The organism is Bacillus sp. mrc49 (genome assembly GCF_002803435.1).
On record NZ_PHNG01000722.1, the window covers coordinates 23,973 to 44,919 of the forward strand.

15 protein-coding genes are annotated in these 20,947 nt (G+C 43.8%); 6 read left to right on the forward strand and 9 right to left on the reverse strand.

What is annotated here, in order from left to right:
- Positions 1-24: 24 nt before the first annotated feature.
- The gene (gene sdaAB / locus CVN76_RS20710) at positions 25-687 is read right to left on the reverse strand and encodes an L-serine ammonia-lyase, iron-sulfur-dependent subunit beta (protein WP_061142738.1); all 663 of its coding nucleotides are present in this window, start codon (positions 685-687) and stop codon (positions 25-27) included.
- A gap of 421 nt (positions 688-1,108) precedes the next feature.
- Between sdaAB and CVN76_RS20715 the strand changes: the two genes are divergently transcribed.
- Entirely contained in the window at positions 1,109-2,152 is a 1,044-nt protein-coding gene (locus CVN76_RS20715) for a DUF418 domain-containing protein (protein ID WP_332850656.1), read from the forward strand.
- Positions 2,153-2,219: 67 nt separating this feature from the next.
- Here CVN76_RS20715 and CVN76_RS20720 read toward each other — a convergent pair whose 3' ends face one another.
- The 3 genes from CVN76_RS20720 to CVN76_RS31915 are packed head-to-tail and all read right to left on the reverse strand — an operon-like array spanning position 2,220 to position 9,405.
- On the reverse strand, positions 2,220-3,176 hold the full coding sequence (locus CVN76_RS20720; protein ID WP_232732394.1) for an endonuclease: 957 nt from the start codon (positions 3,174-3,176) through the stop codon (positions 2,220-2,222).
- A 19-nt stretch (positions 3,177-3,195) separates the two neighbouring features.
- Positions 3,196-6,555, reverse strand: a complete 3,360-nt coding sequence (locus tag CVN76_RS20725) for a DUF6359 domain-containing protein (RefSeq protein ID WP_232732396.1) — start codon at positions 6,553-6,555, stop codon at positions 3,196-3,198.
- Positions 6,556-6,600: 45 nt separating this feature from the next.
- Complete coding sequence (locus CVN76_RS31915; protein WP_232732398.1) at positions 6,601-9,405, reverse strand: bifunctional metallophosphatase/5'-nucleotidase; 2,805 nt, start codon at positions 9,403-9,405, stop codon at positions 6,601-6,603.
- A gap of 969 nt (positions 9,406-10,374) precedes the next feature.
- On the opposite strand from CVN76_RS31915, the gene CVN76_RS20735 reads away from it, so the two are divergent.
- Positions 10,375-10,911 (forward strand): hypothetical protein, encoded by a 537-nt coding sequence (locus tag CVN76_RS20735; RefSeq protein WP_157805733.1) that lies wholly within the window; start codon positions 10,375-10,377, stop codon positions 10,909-10,911.
- Between the two features lie 316 nt (positions 10,912-11,227).
- Here the strand turns inward: CVN76_RS20735 and CVN76_RS20740 are convergent, their stop codons facing one another.
- Genes CVN76_RS20740 through CVN76_RS20755 form a run of 4 tightly spaced genes read right to left on the reverse strand, consistent with a single transcriptional unit; the run spans position 11,228 to position 16,244 of the window.
- Positions 11,228-12,280: an LLM class flavin-dependent oxidoreductase gene (locus tag CVN76_RS20740; RefSeq protein WP_100532877.1), complete on the reverse strand. Its 1,053-nt coding sequence runs from the start codon at positions 12,278-12,280 to the stop codon at positions 11,228-11,230.
- A gap of 33 nt (positions 12,281-12,313) precedes the next feature.
- Positions 12,314-13,369, reverse strand: a complete 1,056-nt coding sequence (locus CVN76_RS20745; RefSeq protein WP_100532878.1) for an LLM class flavin-dependent oxidoreductase — start codon at positions 13,367-13,369, stop codon at positions 12,314-12,316.
- Positions 13,370-13,381: 12 nt separating this feature from the next.
- Positions 13,382-14,818 (reverse strand): 4-hydroxyphenylacetate 3-hydroxylase family protein, encoded by a 1,437-nt coding sequence (locus CVN76_RS20750; RefSeq protein ID WP_232732399.1) that lies wholly within the window; start codon positions 14,816-14,818, stop codon positions 13,382-13,384.
- Complete coding sequence (locus CVN76_RS20755) at positions 14,763-16,244, reverse strand: 4-hydroxyphenylacetate 3-hydroxylase family protein (RefSeq protein WP_100532879.1); 1,482 nt, start codon at positions 16,242-16,244, stop codon at positions 14,763-14,765. The genes CVN76_RS20750 and CVN76_RS20755 overlap by 56 nt, the downstream gene beginning before the upstream one ends.
- Before the next feature lie 314 nt (positions 16,245-16,558).
- Between CVN76_RS20755 and CVN76_RS20760 the strand changes: the two genes are divergently transcribed.
- The 4 genes from CVN76_RS20760 to CVN76_RS20775 all read left to right on the forward strand — a co-directional run bounded on the left by CVN76_RS20760 (position 16,559) and on the right by CVN76_RS20775 (position 20,048).
- Positions 16,559-17,395 (forward strand): MetQ/NlpA family ABC transporter substrate-binding protein, encoded by an 837-nt coding sequence (locus tag CVN76_RS20760; RefSeq protein WP_100532880.1) that lies wholly within the window; start codon positions 16,559-16,561, stop codon positions 17,393-17,395.
- A gap of 34 nt (positions 17,396-17,429) precedes the next feature.
- Entirely contained in the window at positions 17,430-18,191 is a 762-nt protein-coding gene (locus tag CVN76_RS20765; RefSeq protein WP_100532881.1) for a methionine ABC transporter ATP-binding protein, read from the forward strand.
- A complete protein-coding gene (locus CVN76_RS20770; protein WP_100532882.1) occupies positions 18,181-18,843 on the forward strand; it encodes a methionine ABC transporter permease in 663 nt (220 codons plus the stop codon). Before CVN76_RS20765 ends, CVN76_RS20770 begins: the two co-directional genes overlap by 11 nt.
- A gap of 437 nt (positions 18,844-19,280) precedes the next feature.
- On the forward strand, positions 19,281-20,048 hold the full coding sequence (locus CVN76_RS20775; RefSeq protein WP_100532883.1) for a GolD/DthD family dehydrogenase: 768 nt from the start codon (positions 19,281-19,283) through the stop codon (positions 20,046-20,048).
- Between the two features lie 66 nt (positions 20,049-20,114).
- Here the strand turns inward: CVN76_RS20775 and CVN76_RS20780 are convergent, their stop codons facing one another.
- A complete protein-coding gene (locus tag CVN76_RS20780) occupies positions 20,115-20,927 on the reverse strand; it encodes an ABC transporter ATP-binding protein (protein WP_100532884.1) in 813 nt (270 codons plus the stop codon).
- Positions 20,928-20,947 lie beyond the last annotated feature (20 nt).

Sequence of the window (20,947 nt, forward strand, 5' to 3'; positions counted from 1 at the left end):
TATACCAACATTCTTAAATTTTCTTTATTCCACCATTTTAATGACTTGCAAAACGTTTTCCAATCCCTCAAGCTCTTTCATGATTTCAAGCTTGATCTTCTGATCGACTTCAATCACCATGAGGGCCATCTGGCCTTTTTCTTTTCGTGAAACTTCCATATGGCCGATGTTAATTTCGTGATTCGCCAAAACGGTTGAAACGGAGGATATGATCCCGAATACATCGTTGTGCACAACCAGAATGGCTGGATTTTCGCCTGACAATTTAAGCTTAAATGTATTCAGCTCCGTTATTTCGATTGTACCCCCGCCTATGGAGATTCCAACAAGCTCCAGTTCCTTCTCTTCATCGAATAGCCTGATCTTGACTGTATTGGGATGATCCATCACCGTATCCTCGATTGTAAAGGTAACCTCCATGCCCGCTTCTTCCGCAATGGTTAAGGAGGAAGGAATCCTTTCATCATCGGTATCGAAATCCAATATCCCGCCAACGACAGCAACATCCGTGCCGTGTCCCCTGTAGGTTTTTGCAAAAGAACCGTACAAAGAAATGATGGCTTTATTAGGTTGCTTCCCGAATAATGTCCTTGCCACTCTGCCTATTCTGGCAGCTCCTGCTGTATGTGAACTGGAAGGTCCGATCATCACGGGACCGATTATATCAAATGCAGATCTGTATTTCATTGTGTACCGCTCCTTTTCTGGCACTAAACCGACATTGTTTATGCCGCTTTTTGTTCTTCATTCAAGCCTATATGGTGAAATGGACTGGCGGCGTATCGCGCTTCTGCCAAATTCTCCATTAAAGCCGAGCATCTATTAAGCTGTCGAAACGGACAACCTCTTCATTATATTAAAATATCTTTATTTTTCCTAGAAATGTAAACCCTTTCATTGCATATTTCATCTTACCATATATTAGACTGCATACCTAACAAAATTTCTTATTAAGAAAATAAAAATATTATTAAATATTTCAGTATTTTTACATAATTTAGTCTCTTATAGCGTTCTTCAAATTTTAAGGTTTCTGTAAGGTTGGCACTAAGATCAGGTAAGGTTCGTTGGGTATAGTGATCATTACAGAATAATTTTTTAAAGGAGAATGACATTGATCCCTTCCATATCACAAAAAGAAAGAATCATCTCATTGGACATTATCCGCGGCCTTGCTCTTTTTGGCATATTGCTTATTAATGTAGGTGCGTTCAAAACCATGATCGAAGGAGACCCCCTACCTGATTATAACGGCGTTAACGGCATCATCAGCACATTGATAGACATCATCGTGGAAAAGAAATTCTTTTCGATATTTTCTTTCCTATTTGGAGCAGGTTTGTATATTTTTGCTTCAAGAGCCGAAAGTCGCGGCGATAAACCTCGCTGGAGGATGGTGAGACGGTTACTGACCCTCTTCGTGTTAGGAATTCTTCACTTTTTCATCTTCTGGGGAACCATTTTGCCGGTATACTCAATTGTCGGGTTGCTTTTGATCCCCTTTTATCGTGCAAAGGTTTCCACACTGAAGAAGTGGTTAGGGGGCATGACCGTCATTTACATGGCATCCTTACTTACCAATATCCTTGTTCCATCTATAGCATCACCAATCCTGGAGTTTCTAACCAATGATGGTATTCTAATCTTCATCATGTTTTTAGCTGGTTTTTTAACCGCCAAAGCAAATTGGCTTGTTCGGATACAAGCATTATCAAAACAGCTTAAATGGATACAGCTCGGCACCTTTCCCGTGTTCATGATTTTATCCGGTTGGATCTGGAACACTTCGCAGCATGGTGATGATCATATCGATCTGCTTATCAAATTGGGTGCGATCCCAACTACGCTGTTTTACTTATCCACAATGTTCCTATTAGTTGAAAAAGAACGGATCGTGAAATGGCTGAAGCCGATTTCCCTTGTCGGACAAATGGCTTTCACCAATTATATCGCCCAAAGCATCATTGGTTCGGCTATCATCTTCCTTATCGGTCTCGAAGTCGTTTCACCACTTGATGTTGTATATATTGCCGTCTTGATTTATGGAATACAAATCATGTTCAGCATAATCTGGTTCAAGTTCTTCCCTATGGGTCCAATGGAAAAAGCTTGGAGGTATATGACTTATGGAAAGCAAATGAAGAGCAAATGAAAGCAACCCGGAAGGCCAAAATGGAGCAGCTGTACACATGCCAGCTGCTCCTTCTGCCTTTAAAATACTAGCTCGCCTTTTTTTCATCCTTCGAACTTACCCCACCCCAAATCTTGGACACCCACTCAGGATGATCAATGAATGGATTGCGGTTATGCTGCCACCCATAAATGACATCATTTCGATGGCTTTCGAAATCGTCGACTGGATCGAGATCATTCCATTTCAATAAAGTCGAAAGCTTTCCATGCAACGGCTTCGGATACGTATTGACCGTATCGGATAATTCCAAATCCAACTCCCCGTTTCCTTCATAACGGACGGCCATGTAAAACAGCATCCTGGCGATATCGCCTTTCACATGATCTGGCGGCTCCCATGAATCTGCATCGAACTTGCATTCACAGCCACTATACGATTGACCGCCCTCATCAAAATCGAGATGGCCCCGTTTGCCATTCACCGTCACATCGGCGGGACGGAGGTGATGAAGATCGGTCCCAGGGCCTTTGCTTGTTCCAAAATCACCGTGTGACTTTGCCCAGACATGTTCACGGTTCCATTGCCCAGCATTGCCGCCATTGGCGTTCTTGGCAATCGATTTTCCAGAGTAAAGCAGGATGACATTATTGCTGTTTTGCGGATCTTCATCCGTTTCCTTAAGGGCATTCCAAACTTGATCATAAGACACCATCGTATGCCCCTTGATGATGGAGTGCAGCACAGACTTCAATTCCGTCCCCGTTTTCCCTGCCGCCTTGTCGTAATACGCTTCAAGCGGAGGATCATCCGAGACGTTCAACGTGAAACGGGCAACTGCTTCCGACTGTTTGTCTTCGGCCTTGACTGCAACAATGGTTGTCCCCGCCTCATTTGTAGGGAGAGTTAAAGTGGAGCCGGCAACCGCACCAATCGTCGATGAAAATGTCAGTGGATCGCCATCGGGGTCTGTGAAATGTTCATCCAGATCGATCGTTACCTTAGTCCCGAGTTGCACATTAACGTTTTCCAAACGTTTCGTCACGACTGGCGCTTGATTTTCTTTAGTCCCAAAAAGGGGAAGCGATGGCTTCCCCTTTCGAATTGAAAAACTTGATATTCTTTGTGTCGACGCCTTCGGTTACTGTCCATTTCTGGACATTTTCAGCGCCGCGGATTTCTTTTACAAGAGCGTTATCGATGATGACTTCCTTCACTGCCATGCCGCCAAAATCAATGACTGCGCCTTCCTTATCCGGCTTGATCGTGACTGTCACATTTTTGAGGCCCAAGCCTTTGAATACTGCATAGGAACTCTTTAACAAGATGCCTTCATCAATTTTGGATGTTTCGTCCAAATCCACCAAAACACTAGGGGATGCAATCGTAAGTTTTTTTGTTTTAACGTTTTGCAGATGATACGTTTTATCTGGCGTAACCGGTTCAACTCCGCCTGACCCGGATAGAGCGGTTTGAATCAATACAGGATCATGGTCGCTTGCCCGTCCATGCACTTCCATGAAGGATGAGTTAATATGGACAATATCGACTTTCGTCGCAGCGGCCATATTATTCGAGACGAGAATATGGTCCAATACTTGGGAATTCCCTTGATAGGTGTATGAATACCGTTTCTCAAAAGGCACTTTCTCGATCATATTCGTTAAGTCTTTACCCTTTAATGTTTTAAGCGGTGCCGAAAATTCATAATCGTTGAAATCGCCAAGCAAGACGATATTCGCCTTGGCATCCTGTGCCTTAATATCACTGACAAATCCGTTGACGATGGAAGCAATCTTAAGCCTTTGCGTCTCACTTGAAAGCACAGGAGGCTGATTCTTTCCGAATAATGGCTGGTCGCCTCCCTTTGAATTGAAGTGATTGGCGACTACCACTACACTTTCGCCTTTGAATTCGAATTGAGCGGCCAACGGCTTCCGGCTTGAAGCGAAGGCAGGATCAGCAGGCTCGATCCGTCCAGGGTTCAAGGTAAGCTTTCCATCCTTGAAGGCTACCGACTGCGTCGCCGTCCCTTTCGTTCCCTCCGTTAACTTGACACGGTCGGCATTATATAAGAAGCCGACACGGATATTCCCGCCTGGCGCTCCGCCATCGCGTTTATTTTCTGGAGCGATATCGATGAATTGATAGTCCGGTCCGCCCAATGCTTTGATTTTGTCCGTTAGCTTCTTGGCACTTTGTGCAGAATCCGTTGTCCCGCTGTCCGTTTCCCCATCATTATCCTGCATCTCGGTAACGCCGATGATATCCGGCTGCTTAAGATTTGTAATGATGGATGTTGCGATCGTTTCCACTTTCGCGTTAGCCGTTTGCGTCGAGAAATTCTCGATATTATAGGAAGCAATCGATAATTTATCGGAAGCCTTCTCTAGCACTGTCACTTCCCGGGCCGTGCCGCCATCCTTTAATGTCGGCAGCTGATTTTTATCCGTCAGCACCCGGTAGTTGCTGAATCCATAACTGAGTACACCCGTAACCGATCCTTCAAAGGAATCACCGGTTTTGGCCACGAATTTTTCATCATCTATATCCAAGATGATCCGTTCAGGATTGAAGTCCGTTTCCGTAATTTTCACGCCTCCAACAGCAGTCGTCGTTTCCATATTCCCAGGAACCACGACCAATTCACCATAGTCTTGTGGCGCAACCACTTTTGGGTTGGATACTTGGACGAGCATACCCTCCAAGCTCTCATAGAAATCAATGCCATCTTCGCCTGGATTGAAATCTGTCAATCTATCATCATCTATGTTTTCCGCAGGCGGAGTGACGTCTTTGCCGATGACGATCGGTTTCGGTACAGTCACTGTGCCGAGCTTTTCCACGGTCGTGTTCGTCAATTCCGTTGTTGGCAAATCTGTCGTTTTCATCTCGGCATACCCCTCGATATACCATTCAACGACCTTACCTGCCACCTTGATATGATCTCCCGCTTTCAGACCATGCGCTTTATTGTATACAAGAATTCCCTCCGAAGTCGTTACGTCCTGATCCGGATTCGGATCCTGCATGTAGAAGTTATTCGCATCTTTTACATACGTGACGACACCCTCGACACCAGAGACGAGTTGATTCTCGTACGATGAATAATGATCCATCCCCTGGATGTCACGGATTTTCACTTCATTGGTTTTCGTGACGGTATAGGCAAATGAGAAAACCTCAGACGTTTTGTCGTTAACAGCCATTGCCTTTATGACCGTATCTTTCGTCAAGATGATGGGCTCTGTGTAAAGCGTGCTTGCTGAAGTCGGTTCTGATCCATCGAGCGTATAATGAATCTTCGCATCTTTCCAGCCGGTATTAAGTGTTACCTTCGTATGTTCACTCACCGTTCCAGGGAAAATATCCGTGTAAACGGCCGGTTTGTTGATTAGTTCATAATCTTCAAGGCCACGCGGCTTCAGTTGGTATGTGTCATTGAATTGTGAGGCGATTCCGGTAACGGAAATGACATCGCCGTCTTTAAAGCTTTTCAGGAAATCGTCATAAGTCGAACCGTTGCGGTTATCATGACGGACAATCACCGTGTTTCCTTTGGCATCCTTCGCCACAAATTCGAATGTTCCGTATGTTCCCGATGCAGCCAATCCTGTAATGGTCACGTTTTCAAGGGAGACCAGCTCCCCTTGTGTGTCACCATTGACGCCAGTTGCGTCCAGCTTTTGGATACTCGGAAGCTCATTCCCGGAAGAAATGACATCCAAGGAAGTCGGCTGCATTTGCAATTCCTTGTTATAAGCAGAAACCTTGCCAATTAAACGAACCTTATCCCCTTGCTTTACATCCTTAGGCCATGAAGAACCATACACATATAGCCCAGCGGTCTCATCTTGGATATAAAAGCCTTTACCACCCCAATATCCCAGCCCTGTGGTCACCACGCCATCCACCTGCACAACATCTTCGGTATTCGTGCGGGCCTCGGCAATGGAATCCAGAACCTTCACATCAGGCTGTTCAGGAGAAGTTCCTCCATCCGTGATGATGGTGTATGCGGTCGGCGATTTCAGACCAGGTACGGAAAAATATTTTTCCAATTTCCCGGTAATCGACACTTGTGCCTTCAACAATTCCGGATGATCGACTAGATTCAATGCCGTGCGGATGCTTCCGGCTGGAAGCTGTACGGGCATGATTTTCTTTACATCCGTTTCATCCCGGCTGTCCGCTATCCCAATATTCGTCCCTTCAGTAAAAGGCGATGCCTGCTGATAGCTCGTCCCGCTTTTTGCGACGCCGACAATGTATCCCTTCACAGTTGCCGTCCCGCTGTTATTGGTAATGGCTTCCGCCACCGTTATCGTCGTCCCTTCCGCGTTTGCAACGGCTGCGTATGGCAAAACCGTTGATAGCACAAACAATATGGCAAGGAAAAGCTTGCTCATCCCACTCTTCTTCAAGATCTCAACCCCTCCGACTTTTTACGTATATCTGTTTCATGCGAATTAAAAAATGATTTCGCCCTTCACGGTGATGCCGTTCATGTTCACGTTTTTACCTTGAACAACTGCTACGTCCAGATCGCCCTCGACCGTAACATTCGAAAAAGTGAAGTCATCCGCAGGAGTACCCGTCAATGTAAGATTGCCTTTAACTTCCGCATCCTTCAAAGAGTCGATATCCGTAATGTCCACAACCACATCGCCGTTATGGGTCTTCGGTGCATCAGCACTTCCCCCAAAGTCCTTAGCAGAAACTACGGTTGGATCAGCAGGGTTTCCAGCCACGTCTTTAATCCGTCCTTCAATGCTTGGAGAGATGGTTTTCAGTCCGCTTACATAATCGCGTAAATTTTCCCAATCGGCGAGCCCGATATCCGTCACCCGTCCTTCTTCATAAGCCTTCTTGAAAACGGTGAAGCCATCTCCGCCCTTGGCTGTAAAAGCATTGGTCGCCACGACATATTGCTTCGCTGACTCCAATTCGGAGTATGTTCCATCTTGGCCCAATACCTCCACCTTGTTCACACGGCTGCCTGCCGGCTTCGAGCTGTCGTAGCTGAATTTCATTCCGGCTACATGGAGGAAACCGCCATTTTCCTTAGGTGCAAGGCTGACACTATGCTCTAATGCCTCCGTGATTTCCACACCAGTCAGCTTCATCGTCGCCAGCGTATTGCCAAATGGTAAAACGGTCAGGATTTCCCCTAGCGTGATTTCGCCTTGATCGATGCCGGCCCGGATCCCTCCGCCATTTTGGAACGCGATGACTGCAGCATTATTGAATTCTTTCGCTTTGCTAAGCATTCCATCCGTAATCAAGTTACCTAGTTCCGTTTCATTTTTACGTACACTCGGCTTCGTTTCGACGCCTCCATCACGAGGGGTTTCCAAAGCATTCACGGCGGTTGCCCCAGTCTTCGTTTCCTTCAGCTCCTTAATCTTCGAGGAGTATGTTTCCAGCACTTTAGCCGCTTCGGCATCTTCCTGCTTATCGGCAAGCTTGATCAGCTGTCCGGCCTGCCCGACAATCTTGCCGTCCTTATCGAAGTTCACATCGACCGTTCCCAAAAAGTCACTATACTGATAGCCCTGAACGATGACAGTAGGCTCCTTTTCGTTCCCTTTTGCATCCTTGTCGATAACGACTGGGTTATCCAATTGCGTATGGCTATGGCCGCCCACGATCACATCGATCCCTTTGACGCTTGCGGCCAATGTTAGATCATTGTCGTAAGCTGCATTGTCGTCATAGCCAATATGGGAGATGGCGACGATCTTATTCACACCCATGCCCTCGAATGCCTTGACCGCTTTTTCGGCTTCTTCGAGATAGTTTTCGAACTGGATGCTTCCAGGACTTGAAATATCTTTCGTTTCTTCCGTCGTAAGCCCGAAGAACCCGACCTTTTGACCGTCCACTTCCTTCACGATACCATTGTAAATCTTCCCTTGCTCCGGTTTACTAGAAATCAAGTCAGAGAAGAGTCCCTTAAACTTATTATCTTTGGAGAAATCCACATTCGAACTGACAAATGGGAATTGTGCCCCTTTGACGAAATCGGCCAAAGCTTGATGTCCTTCTGCACTTGAACCCAAGTCAAATTCGTGATTTCCAAAGGTCATGATGTCATATTTCATGAGATTCATGAATTGAAGATCTGCTTGTCCCTTGAATTCATTGAAATAGAGAGTTCCCGAAAATACGTCCCCAGCATCTACCAACAACGCTTGCGGTTTTTCTTGACGCACTTCCTTAACGGCCGTCACCCTTTTGGCCACATTGTCCAAGTGGGCATGCGTGTCATTCGTGTGCATCAAGGAAAGCGTGATCGCCTTCGGCTTTAAAGCCTCTTCGGCAGCCGCAACCTTTTTATCCGCCAGGGTGATCTTCGCCTCGAATTCCTTGCGATCGGCATCCTTGATTCCACTTAAATTGATGGCGGCCTTGGCTTTTTTAGCCGCATCTATCTGTTCTTTCGTTTTGAGCTCCCCGTTGGCAAGAGTTACATAGGCATTCACTTTTTTGGCGACTTCCTTTTTCTTTTCTGCATATACCGCAGCATCATACTTAGCGGTTACTTCTTTTACGTAAGCATGGATGCCCTTGCCGAGCTTCGATGTTTTACTGACCTTTTTCAGCTGTGCCGAAACGGTTTTCATCCGTTGGTCTGCCGTTTTTAAATCGCCTTTTTTCACCCAGTACTCAGCTTTTTCATAGTAAAACGGCACTTTAAGGTCACCATTCAAAGCCGTTTTTGCCGACTTTGTGAATTTATCGTATAAAAGCTTTTCGATCTTCGCACCGTACACCGTATCTTTTATGGCCTTGTCTGCCTTTTTCACGGCTTTATCAAGTGCGTTGTATTGATCCCTGATATCATTGGATTTCTTGGCAATGACCGAGTTCGTAAAGGAATTGATCGTCTTATCATGAGCCGCTTTCGCTTTTTCAGCGTCTTTATATCCTTTTACATAGCCCTCTGATCGGGTGATATATTTATCATAAGCTTCGATTTCTTTGTATTTGGCTTCTTTTTCTTTTTTGCTTAATAGTGATTTTTTGATTGAAGAGTTGATGTCTTTTTTAGCTTGCTTGGCTGACTTGATTTGTTTCTCGACAGTGGACACGGAAGCGAGTTTAGAAGAGTAGAAATAGGTATCGAATGGTTTTTTGATGGTGGCCTTAGCTGCTTTTATTTTTGCATTCAGGCTAGTGGCGGCGTCTGATGGTGCCGGTGCTACTGCCACGATCGTTGTCGCAGCCATAATCGCAGCAGATGCGATTTTCACGATTTTCTTTTTCCCCATTAGAGTATATCCTCCCATAAGTTCTATACTGACATAATAATTTGTTAACACGGCCCTTGAATTGGCACGCTTTTCAAAAAATTACATCTGAAAAAACTTCATCTTTTACACAAATCCCCCTACTTTTTTCCTGTAAAGATTCGTGTATATCCTATATTACAACAAAATAATCCAATTTTAAAACAAATTTACAATATCACACGAAATATTAACAGAATATTATCATTACTTTTAATTCATAATACCTATTTTTCGGTTGAAGTTATCCCAATAAAATTATTAAACAGGATAATAGTATGAAGATTGATTCAATTGACCGTTGGACTTTATCCCTGAATTCGCAAATAATCGACATGATGAATTTCTGCTTGGCGTTCTATTGACCCGCTTTTTAATGGGGGATCAACGGTGGAAGGGCTACTTCTAAAGCGACAGAATTGAAAAGTTGGTTTTTCAATGAGTTTTACTTTTGTCATGTGGATGGTGGCTGGATCTGGATTTTGGTTTTACTTAAAGAACTAAAGAGGGGGCTGTAAGAACCCTTTGTTAAATGAAGGATTGTAATTGGTTCGGCTCAGCGGTACAACCGTGCAAGGCCCGCGGATACAACCGACCTTTCATTATCAATGTGAATCTAGTCATTTGCAGCGATAAGATCTTTTTTTTATAATAACACAAACGGAACAAGTGTTCTAGTATAAATGTGTTAAATAATGACACTTTTTTAAAAAAATAGCTTTTGGAAAATCTCCATGAGCACCGATCCCTTGATCAGGTGCGGCTAGGTTCAATGAGGGTTTAGCTTCACCCCCTGTCACAAGCACTGTTATTTCCATGGAGGTGACTGGGTTCCCCTGATATGTATTGTAAATATAAAATGGATATTTATGTTAAAATTAATGATGATGAACTTTCAATGAAACGATTTGCCTCGATATGTAGAGTGTAAGGACATTGAAAGGAAATGGGGTGGCTATCATAAAGAAAATTCTTAGTTTATTGTTTTTATTTGCATTGTTTAATGGTGTAGTTGCTTGTAGCAAGGATGCGCTGAAGGAGGGGATACCTATTAATGAGGGGGAAAAGGTCAGTCTGGAAGATGCAGAAAAATTATTTAAAGGGTATAGTACAGAGCTATATACCATTAAAGATGCATCCGATCCCCCTACTTTTGATGAAATTGCAAAAAATATGAAAGTATTTTTAACAGACGAACAATATAAGGCGGAGATCGATAACCGTAAATATCAAATACCGGAATTGGTATCCAAGCAGCTTAACAAAAGTATTGAAGTACAAGATGTGACCCTTGAAGAACAAAGCAAAAATGATGATGGCACGATAGATTACTTTTATACAACGAAATTTAAGGTTTATGACGGGAACTCAGCTAAGGTTTATGAGAAGGAAGGAGAATTAACCATATCCATTACAAACAAGGGCTTAAAAATCGACCGTGAATGGAGCAGAGGCGTGAAAATTGACGGTTTAGACGGTGGTCTATAATAAGGGCTTACCGAACCAACGATTGTTTAGAGAAGAAATGAGAGCTGAATACGTGAGCTTAGGGGTGTAACCTTTTCCAAGTTCATTTTCAGTGTTCGCCTTTTTTACTTAGAGGGGTGTAATTCTATTTGCGGATCCCATACCATCATGAAGCTACCTCTCCCTTTCTCCTAGAAATGCTGTTTGTTAAGAAGGAGTGTAAAATCGTGGGACTGTTATGCCCTAATTCCATGAAAATGGCCACCAGTTGGCAGCCACTTAAATTTAGATCATTACTCATGTGACAGCCTTGATAATGTGAATTCCATTCTTCCATTCACTCATTCTTTATGAACTCTTTTTCCAAACGATTATTTACGTTGCTATAAAAGTCGGGTAATTCTACTAGTGCATTTCGGAAGGTTAATAAGATCATATCGATTCCAATCGCCTGGAGTTCCTCTATTTTTCTTGCAACCGATTCGTAGCTGCCGATTAAACCTGTCCTGAATCCCTCATTATTAGCTACAAAGTCACTGATGGCAGAGGCGTTTCTCCACATTCCTTTTGTATGTGTACGTTTTTTTTGTTGCGCTATTGCCGTAGCATCTGCATGTTCTATAATATACTGATATTCACTTGCTGCCTCCTCTTCCGATTCTCTGGCGATGACGAAAGCATTTACGGCAAATTTCACGTTTCGGCCGTGCTTTTGTGCTACAGCATTCACATAATCCATTTGTTCCTTCAGCTCTTCTATGGAGGCACCGTTCATAAAGTAATGATCGGAAAATTCCCCGGCCATCTCTTGGGAATCCCGGGAATTGCCGCCTTGATAGATGGCTGGATATGGTTTTTGAATGGGCTTCGGTGCCAGTACGGCATTCTTTATTTGGTAGTAGTGTCCTTGAAAAGAAAAATTATCAGTCGTCCACAACCCCTTTAAAACTTCTAAGTATTCCTTTGAACGTTTATACCGATCTTCATGCTTGATCCATTCGATTCCAAACATTTCTTGTTCTTCCTTGAACCAGCCGCTGACCAAATTAATGTGAAATCTGCCATTTGAAATGATATCTATGGTTGAGCCTACTTTTGCAAGAGTTGCGGGATGAATGAACCCTGGCAGAACTGCCGCAATAAAATGAACGTTTTTCGTTTCCCCCGCCAAAGCAGTAATGACGGATAAAGGATCCAGCTGGCCTCGATCCGTCTCGCCTCCTCCAATACTGCCGACATAGCGAATGGCATATAGGATGGAATCGACTTGTAGCTCGTCCGCCAGTTTTGCGAGTTTGCGATTGTATTCCATGCTTCCATCCGTGTTTTGCTGAACATTTGCCCGCAAGAAGCCACCAGATAAATTAGCACCCCAGATTGAAAATTTCATATCCTTCCCCCTAACGTTTATGGAACATACTGCTCATAATACCTTTTCCGCAAACAATGGGCGCACTGCCCGCCCGAATCTTTCTGCCTCCTCTAAATGGGGAAAACCGGATAAGATGAAATGTGTGACGCCAATATCGATATATTCCTGAAGACCTTCCCTAACTTGTTCAGGCGTTCCAACAATGGCAGTTCCGGCTCCTTTCCTTATTTTCCCGATTCCAGACCAGCCATATCTACCAAAGCGCTCACTATTCCTCGTCAATTCATTCATCCGTTTTTGGGCCACTGAATCCGTCGTTTCGTGGTAATGATTCATCCTTTTCAGCGCTTCCCCATCAGCCTTGCTTATTATTTTTGTGGCTGCCTCCCATGCTTCACCCTCCTCATCCCGAACGACGACATGAATCCTGACACCATATTCCAATTGCCTTCCGTACTTCTTTGCTCTTTGTTCGACATCATGGATTTGTTTCTCGATTTGCGCTGCTGGTTCGCCCCATTGTAAATAAACATTCGCGGATTTCGCTGCAATTTCCTTTGCTGCATTCGATGAACCGCCAAAATAAATCGGAATATTCGGACTTTGGTATATGCTCGGGTTCAAAACTCCATCGCTGATCGTGAAATGTTCACCTATATGATTCACTTTCTCTTCCGTCCATGCTTTTTGTACGACTTCAAGGAATTCGCCTGTTCTGGCATATCGCTCTTCATGCTCAACGAAGTCACCATCCTGACCCAATTCCTTTGCCGAACCTCCAGTCACAACATTAACTAGGATTCTCCCTTTCGAGAATTGATCAAGGGTCGAGGCCATTTTCGCCGCAACCGTCGGGGCAATGAATCCTGGACGGAATGCGATTAATGGCTTGATCGTTCTCGTATGATGAATGATCGCCGAACCAACTATCCATGAGTCCAGGTAAGGAATGCCCGTAGGAATTAAGATCCCTTCAAAACCAGCCTTTTCAGCTGTTTTCGCAACACTTATTATATAATCCAAAGTAGGCTTTCTCTCTGGCTCGCTCAATCCCAAGTATTCGCCATCGCCATTAGTGGGAACATACCAGTAAAAATGCACGGACATTATAGGACCTCCTTATTTTAAAACCTCATACGCATAATCAATGAGCTTCTCCTTATTTGCATAATTATTGTATTGGGCTGCATACGTTCTTACAGGATCGCCTGAATAAAACCTCTCATATAATTCATGTCTTGATGCAAGCGGACTCCCCAATAGATCCCATGTCAATTTCATTAGCCGTGTCCGAGCTTCAGCCGTCGTCCCTGTACCTTGGTAGTATTCTTTTAATAAGGGACCTATGGGACCTTCCAATTCTTTTATGCTGGAGGGTACCTGTAATAGCCCCCCTGCACCAATCTGCTGGATGATTTCCAGCGCCCGTGGGTAGAACCTAGTTCCCAAATTCCTTGCTGTCGTTAAGAAATCTTGATTAGGAAGCAGGATGCCGTTATATATTTTTGCTTTATTTTCTGAAGCGAGCAGTAAGGCTTTAATGGTTTCCAGCTGGATGATCAATTCTGCAAGCTTCTCTTTGACATGCAAGAATTGTGTTGCCCCGGCCGTTTCCGCCAATTCGTTCCCGATCGCAACGACACTTTCCAGTTTGCTGACGAGTCTCACGACTGTTTGATGCTGGCTAAGCAGGGCTGAAGGAACGTCACAACGAAGCTTCCAGGCAAATTCAGGATCCTCATGAACGAGCACTCGCTCCCAAGGAATGAATACATCATCAAAAATCAAGACGGCGTCCATTTCGTCAAAGCGTGCACTTATCGGATGATCCTCCTCCCTTTCATCAGCAAATGACTCCCGGCAAACGATATGCAAGCCATTTGCATGAACAGGCACAAAGAATACATTGGCAAATTCACGTTCATTTTCGCCTCTTTTGTGATAGGAAAAGATTAATAGTTCATCGACATATGGAGCCGCTGTAGCAATCATTTTTGCACCGCGAACATAGATTCCTTCACGATCCTTACGGGTGATATGTAATATTCCCGGTTTCTTTTCCCCTGATGTCTTCGAGCGATCCTTTTGTGGATCATGCCCTGCCACCGTCGACAATAAATCGAGATTACGAGATTGCTGGTAATAGCTTTCTATTTTTTCGGAAAAGCCGGGATGGGCCTCCTCATATTCTGAACGGTTTGCAAACCAGCCAGTAAAAAGGGAACGGGAATATTCAGATAGACGGCTCATCACGCCAAATGTTTGATCAGCCCAATATTGATAGGCCAAACGCTTTCTTTCCAGATCTTCGTGTGTTCTTGGAACAAGAAAGGACAGGTTTGCATCCACCCCGTCTTCGGTTTTGTATGTAAGCAAGGATTTACTGTCTGCTTTTGTTTGTAAATCGAGCAATGACTGTATTGTATGGACCGTTCCTTTAAATGCAGGATGCTCGTCCAAGTTTTTGACGATATCCCCATCTAACCAAATGGTTCTCCCATCATTGAGTCGTTGAAGATACCGATTGCTTTCGATCATCGCGATTCCCCTTTCCATTTACCCCCTCCAAGAAACGGTGGAGCTTTCGTTTTAATGGCTCTTTATCATACGTTTCATATTGTAAAGCGAAAGTTCGAATGGGATCCCCTGTATATAGCCTTTCATACAAATCATGCCTCGATCCGAGTGTACTTCCGATCAGTTCCCAGCCTATTTGAAATAAAGAGGTTTTAGTGGCGGCATCAACATTTGCTCCTCTGTAATACTTTTCCAACAGTGGAATGAGCTCGTTGCTGTCCTCAATTGCTGTTGAAGGAAGCTGGATGAATCCGCCCGCCCCGATTTGTTTTAAAATTTCGATCGCTCTTGGATAATGGCGGGTTCCAAGATTTCGCGCCGTTTGCAGAGGGACGAGCGCTGGTTGATAAACGCCCGTCTCGTTCAGTCCACCTTGTACCTCTGATGCAATAAGCAGCGCCTCAATACTGTCGATTTGGGTATACAATTCTCCGAGCTTTTCTTTCACATGCAAGAATTGATCAACACCGATCGATTGAGCGATTGCCGTGGCCACCCCCGTTACGAACTGAAGCTTGGTCAGCAAGCGGACGACCGTCTGGTGATGGGCGAGAACGTTCAATTGCTGATGCCGCTGAGCTTCATACACGCCTTCTACGGATCCCCTGATCAATACTCGATCCCATGGAATCAGCACATCATCAAATAGTAAAACAGCGTCCATTTCATCAAATTGTGCACTTAATGGATGTTTCTTTCGATCACTCGAGGCAAAGGATTCACGACAAACAATTTGCAGACCAGGTAAATTCAAAGGGATGATGCACATATTCGCATGCTCCGTTTTATCGGGGGTCAGCTTCTGATGCGGCATGATGATGACATCATGTGCATACGGGGAAGCCGTAGCAATCATTTTCGCCCCTCTGACCACGATCCCCTCCTCTGTTTCCCTTATGACTTTCAATAAAGCATCTTCCTGTTCCTCACTCGGTTTTGACCGATCGATCTGTGGATCAAGAATCGCTTGGATCACAATACGCCGTTCATCCCTAGCCTGTTCATAGTAGGCAGTGATTTTATCTGAAAACCCTGAATCATATTGGTTAAAGAAGTCCTTATCGATGAAATAGCCTGTAACCATCGAATTTGCATAATCGGATAATCGGCTCATCACGCCGTAAGTCTTACGCGACCATAATTCAAAAGCCTTCCTTCTTGAAACCAGATCATCCATATCTTTAGGAATGAGAAAGGATTTATGAACAAATTCCTTTGTTTTTGGACTTTCATATCCGACGATCCTTTGTTCCTCAGGTGAATCCAGCATATCCAACAAATGCGTTAATGTGTCTAAGGTGCCTGTGAAAGCCTGATGGGCATATAAATCCTCTATTTTCTTTCCATCAAGCCAAACATTTCTTCCATCCTTCAAACTTTCGACAAGCCGGCTTCTTGGATTCATCACGTGCCCAACTCCTCCCTGGATAACACAAAAGCCCTTGAAGGAGGATGAAACTGACTCCTAACAAGGGCTCTCGGTTGTCCGATAAGCTATCATTTTATGTTTACTATCATAATCCGATTAAATTAAGTGGTCAAGTACGAATTAACTTTCCGCCAGTAAAATAACACTTGATAAATATTCCACAATCTTGTTATAGTTTAATTATTCCAATTGGAGAACTATACTATGAAGGCCTACCGGATAACCGGCGGCATGAACAAACCTTGTTCATGCTTTTTTTTATTCCCAAAAACAGAAAAGAGGTATTCTGCATGAGAAATTCGATTTTGTTTATCATCATGTCCGCTTTATTCGCGGTGTTGCTTTCAGCTTGCACCAGTGGCAACGGCAGTGAAAAAGCCGCAAGCCAAGAAAAGAAAGAAATTGTTTTCGGCTTCACTCCAGGTCCGTATAGTGACCAAGTGAAAAAAGGCATAGAGCCCCATTTGAAAAATAAAGGGTACTCACTTAAATATGTGGAAATCAGTGATCCGAACCAACCAAACTTTGCCTTGGCGGAAGGCTCGATCGATGTGAATGTATTTCAGCATACCGCTTTTTTCAAGAATTTCATCCATGAAAATAAACTGGAGCTTTCCGAAACCATCAAAGTCCCAACAGCTCCGATGGGATTATATTCCGATAAGTATGACAGCAAGGATGAATTGAAGGACGGACAAAAAGTGGCCATCCCCAATGACCCCGCTAACGTGGCGCGAGCATTACGAATGCTTGAACAAATAGGGTGGCTTGAATTGAAAAAAGGATATGATCCCCTGACCGTATCAAAAAAAGATATCGTCGCTCAAAAAGTCAAGTTTTCATTTGTCGAGGTCGAACAGGCGCAAGTGCCCCGGATCTTGCCTGATGTAGATTATGCAGTAGCCAATGGCTATACCATCTTGGTATCCGACCGTAAATTATCTTCTGCTCTTTATTTAGAGGATCCTCCATTCGAATATCAAAATTTTGTTGCTGTAAGGACCGAAGATAAAGACAAACCATTCGTGAAGGATATCATTGAAGCCTACCACTCCCCCGAATTTCAAAAAGCAATTGAAAGCAATAAAGAATTTGAAGGATTTCACCGACCTGATTATTTTAAATGAATGGTTTATAACATGAAAATGAGGAGGTCCTTGAATGATTACATTCAATAATGTATGTAAAACCTTTTCCGTAAAAAACGAATCATTCACCGCCGTTTCCCATGTGAATCTTGAAATTAAGGAGAAAGAAATATATGGGATCATTGGCTTTAGCGGTGCGGGAAAATCGACTTTGCTGCGTATGGGCAACTTACTAGAAAAGCCTACGGAAGGTACGATTACGATAAACGATTCAATCCTTAGCGAGTTATCTGGCAAACAACTTCGCGAAGCACGTAATAAAATCGGGATGGTTTTCCAGCACTTCAACCTGCTGGCTAACCGAACGGTACAAGGAAATGTCAGCCTGGCTTTGGAGCTTGCCAATGTCCCCAAACATGAGCGGCCCAAAATAATAGCCGAGTCCCTGAAAATCGTTGATTTATCCGATAAAGCCAACCATTATCCTGCACAGCTTTCGGGCGGACAAAAGCAAAGAGTGGCGATTGCCCGTGCCATAAGCACAAGACCCATTGTATTGCTTTGTGATGAGCCGACCTCTTCACTGGATCCGCAAACCACCCAATCCATCCTTGCCTATCTGAAAAAAATAAACGAAGCTTATGGCGTGACCATCCTGATCGTCACTCATGAAATGGATGTTATTCGTAGATTGGCAAACAGGGTCGCCGTCATGGAAAATGGACAAATCATCGAGGAATTGGACTTAGCGGATCATCAAACGATACCCACAACAAAAATCGGTAAAATTCTCATACAACACGAACTTGAAGAGGTGAAAGTAAGTGTTCGATAACATCATTTCCTTACTCCCTGAAATTTACTTAGGTATTGGCCAAACATTTTTAATGGTCGGAATAGCGATATCAGCAGCTATCTTATTGGGACTTCCCATCGGTCTCCTTACATTTTTAACTTCGAAGGAACAATTACTTGAACATACGATCTTGAATAACATATTGAATGCACTGATCAACACGGTCCGTTCCTTCCCATTCATCATCTTGCTCATCGCTCTTATTCCTTTTACAAGAACAATTTTGGGAACATCGGTAGGTCCGCTCGCCGCTTCCATTCCTCTATCGATAGCGGCCATTCCTTTTTTGGCCCGACTTGTGGAACAATCTTTACGCGAGGTGCCAAAAGGAACGATCGAGGCTGCCGTAGCGATGGGAGGAACAAGCATCCAGATCATCATCAAAGTTTTATTAGTAGAGGCGCGTTCCGGTCTCTTATTAGGCCTCACCGTTACTGCCGTTTCGTTCATTTCTTACTCAGCTATCGCCGGAGTTGTAGGCGGCGGGGGGATTGGCGACTTGGCCATTCGTTATGGATACTATCGTTTCCAAACAGACATCATGATAACGACCGTACTTCTTCTGATCATCATCGTTCAATCCGTCCAATTCATCGGGAACTATCTATCTGCCAAACTTGATAAAAGATGATTGAAATCATGGCCTTTCATGTATGAACCGAAAGGCCTTTTTTAACTGCTCAATCATGCTATCTTAAAAACCCGCTTAACTCCTTAAGTAGGTCAAATCATCGTGCATCCGCCATATAAATCCATACCCTCGAGCTGTCCTTTCTTTCAACGAAAAAAAAGCCCTCCCATCGTTGAACGATTAATGTCTCCCAATCGATTGCCTATCATTTTGCCTGTTCGCAGTTGTTATTAATCTTAATCCTCTTCAAAGCATTCTAATCCTCACAGTAAATCAATCATATACAAAAGAAAACGATAAGTAAAATGATAAAATATAAAAACAAATGAAAGTTTTCATTGAAAAATCAATTTCATTTGTAATAAACTGAAAACAGGTAACTCAGCATTCAATAATGAAAACGTTATCAAAAATAGACGATGGAAAGGGTGTTATTTATGGGGTTTCAAGGATATGATAAAAACTTCAATATTACAGAAAAAGTTGCTGTTGTAACAGGCGGAGCAAGCGGTATCGGAAAAGCTATAGCGGAATTATACATAGAAAAGGGGGCAAAAGTGGCCATTTTCGATCAAAAAGATGGTGTGACCGAGATCGCCCAGGAATGGAGTATGAAAGATTCCATCGGCGTGCCATGTGATATCACTAGTAACGAAAGTATGGACCAAGCCATTCAGAAAGTTAGAGAACACTTTGGCAAGATTGATATTCTAGTAAATTGTGCTGGTATTGCTTTACTCGATGATGCCGAAAATATTTCTGATGAGTACTGGCAAAAAACCATGGAGGTTAACTTAACTGGTTCCTTTAAAATGTGCCAGAAGGTCGGCCATTTAATGATTGAACAAGGAACTGGCGGGAATATTATCAATTTAGCTTCTCAGGCAGCACTTATGGCCTTGGATGATCATGTTGCCTATGCTGCTAGTAAAGCGGCCATTCTTGGAATGACTAAAGTGCTTGCTTATGAATGGGCTCAATTTGACATTAAAGTAAACACCATTTCACCTACCGTTATTTTGACTGAATTGGGGAAAAAGGCTTGGGCTGGGGAAAAAGGGGAACAAGCGAAAAAAGAAATTCCGCTTGGACGCTTTGGATATCCCGAAGAAGTGGCAGCGATTGCCTTATTCCTAGCCAGCGATGCGACAAATCTAATTACTGGTGAAAATATCGTAATGGATGGCGGCAATACGATTAAATAATAAGAAATAAAGATGCCTGCACACACTCTCTATAACTTGGACACTAGGACTCTTGAAACTGCAAGCTCAGCCTTGGATTAATAGGGATTTGATCCGGATCCAAGGGCGCTCGTTCTCCCATTTTACCGTGACGGGCACTTGAAAGGTCTTTTCCAATATAGGCTCCGTTAAGACCTCCATTTTTTCACCTTTAGCCACTACGGTGCCGGAATTGATTAATAACGCATGTGTGAGCGATGGGACGATTTCTTCAATATGGTGGGTAACATATATGATCGTTGGAGCGACTGGGGAATCTGCCATTTTTTCGATGGCTGCCAATAGTTCTTCCTTAGCGTAAATATCCAGTCCATTGCATGGTTCATCCAGAACCAGCAGCTTCGGTGAAGACATTAGGGCCCTTGCAAGCATCACTTTTCTTTTTTCACCTTGAGAGAGCGTATGTATGAGTTGATCGGCCAAAGGCTTGATCCTGAATTGTTCGAGCAGTTCCATTGCCTTGTTGCGATCATCGTCCGTGATCTTGTCATATATTCCGATCGAAGCGAACTTGCCGCTTATGACGACTTCGAGGGCCGAATCGTTTGCCCTTGCTTGATACTCTTGATCCAGGGAAGAACTTACCCAGCCAATGGACTTCCGCAGCTCGGGTATATTCGTTTTGCCAAAAATATTTCCCAACACCGACACTTCACCGCTGCTCGGCCATTGATATCCTGTAATCATCTTCAGCAGGGATGTTTTCCCTGATCCATTAAGTCCTAGAAGGGCCCAATGTTCTCCTGGCCGAACCTCCCACGACACTTCATTCAATATCGTTGTCCCTTTTCTCCGCCAGTTAATGTTGTTAAGTGTAATGATGCTAGTGACTTGGTCCATCGTTTTTCCTCCTTATCGGA

Coding starts and splice junctions, on each gene's coding strand:
- sdaAB (WP_061142738.1), bottom strand. CDS start 687: ATGAAATACAGATCTGCATTTGATATAATCGGTCCCGTGATGATCGGA.
- CVN76_RS20715 (WP_332850656.1), top strand. CDS start 1,109: ATGACATTGATCCCTTCCATATCACAAAAAGAAAGAATCATCTCATTG.
- CVN76_RS31915 (WP_232732398.1), bottom strand. CDS start 9,405: ATGGGGAAAAAGAAAATCGTGAAAATCGCATCTGCTGCGATTATGGCT.
- CVN76_RS20740 (WP_100532877.1), bottom strand. CDS start 12,280: ATGAAATTTTCAATCTGGGGTGCTAATTTATCTGGTGGCTTCTTGCGG.
- CVN76_RS20745 (WP_100532878.1), bottom strand. CDS start 13,369: ATGTCCGTGCATTTTTACTGGTATGTTCCCACTAATGGCGATGGCGAA.
- CVN76_RS20750 (WP_232732399.1), bottom strand. CDS start 14,818: ATGGAAAGGGGAATCGCGATGATCGAAAGCAATCGGTATCTTCAACGA.
- CVN76_RS20755 (WP_100532879.1), bottom strand. CDS start 16,244: ATGAATCCAAGAAGCCGGCTTGTCGAAAGTTTGAAGGATGGAAGAAAT.
- CVN76_RS20760 (WP_100532880.1), top strand. CDS start 16,559: ATGAGAAATTCGATTTTGTTTATCATCATGTCCGCTTTATTCGCGGTG.
- CVN76_RS20765 (WP_100532881.1), top strand. CDS start 17,430: ATGATTACATTCAATAATGTATGTAAAACCTTTTCCGTAAAAAACGAA.
- CVN76_RS20775 (WP_100532883.1), top strand. CDS start 19,281: ATGGGGTTTCAAGGATATGATAAAAACTTCAATATTACAGAAAAAGTT.
- CVN76_RS20780 (WP_100532884.1), bottom strand. CDS start 20,927: ATGGACCAAGTCACTAGCATCATTACACTTAACAACATTAACTGGCGG.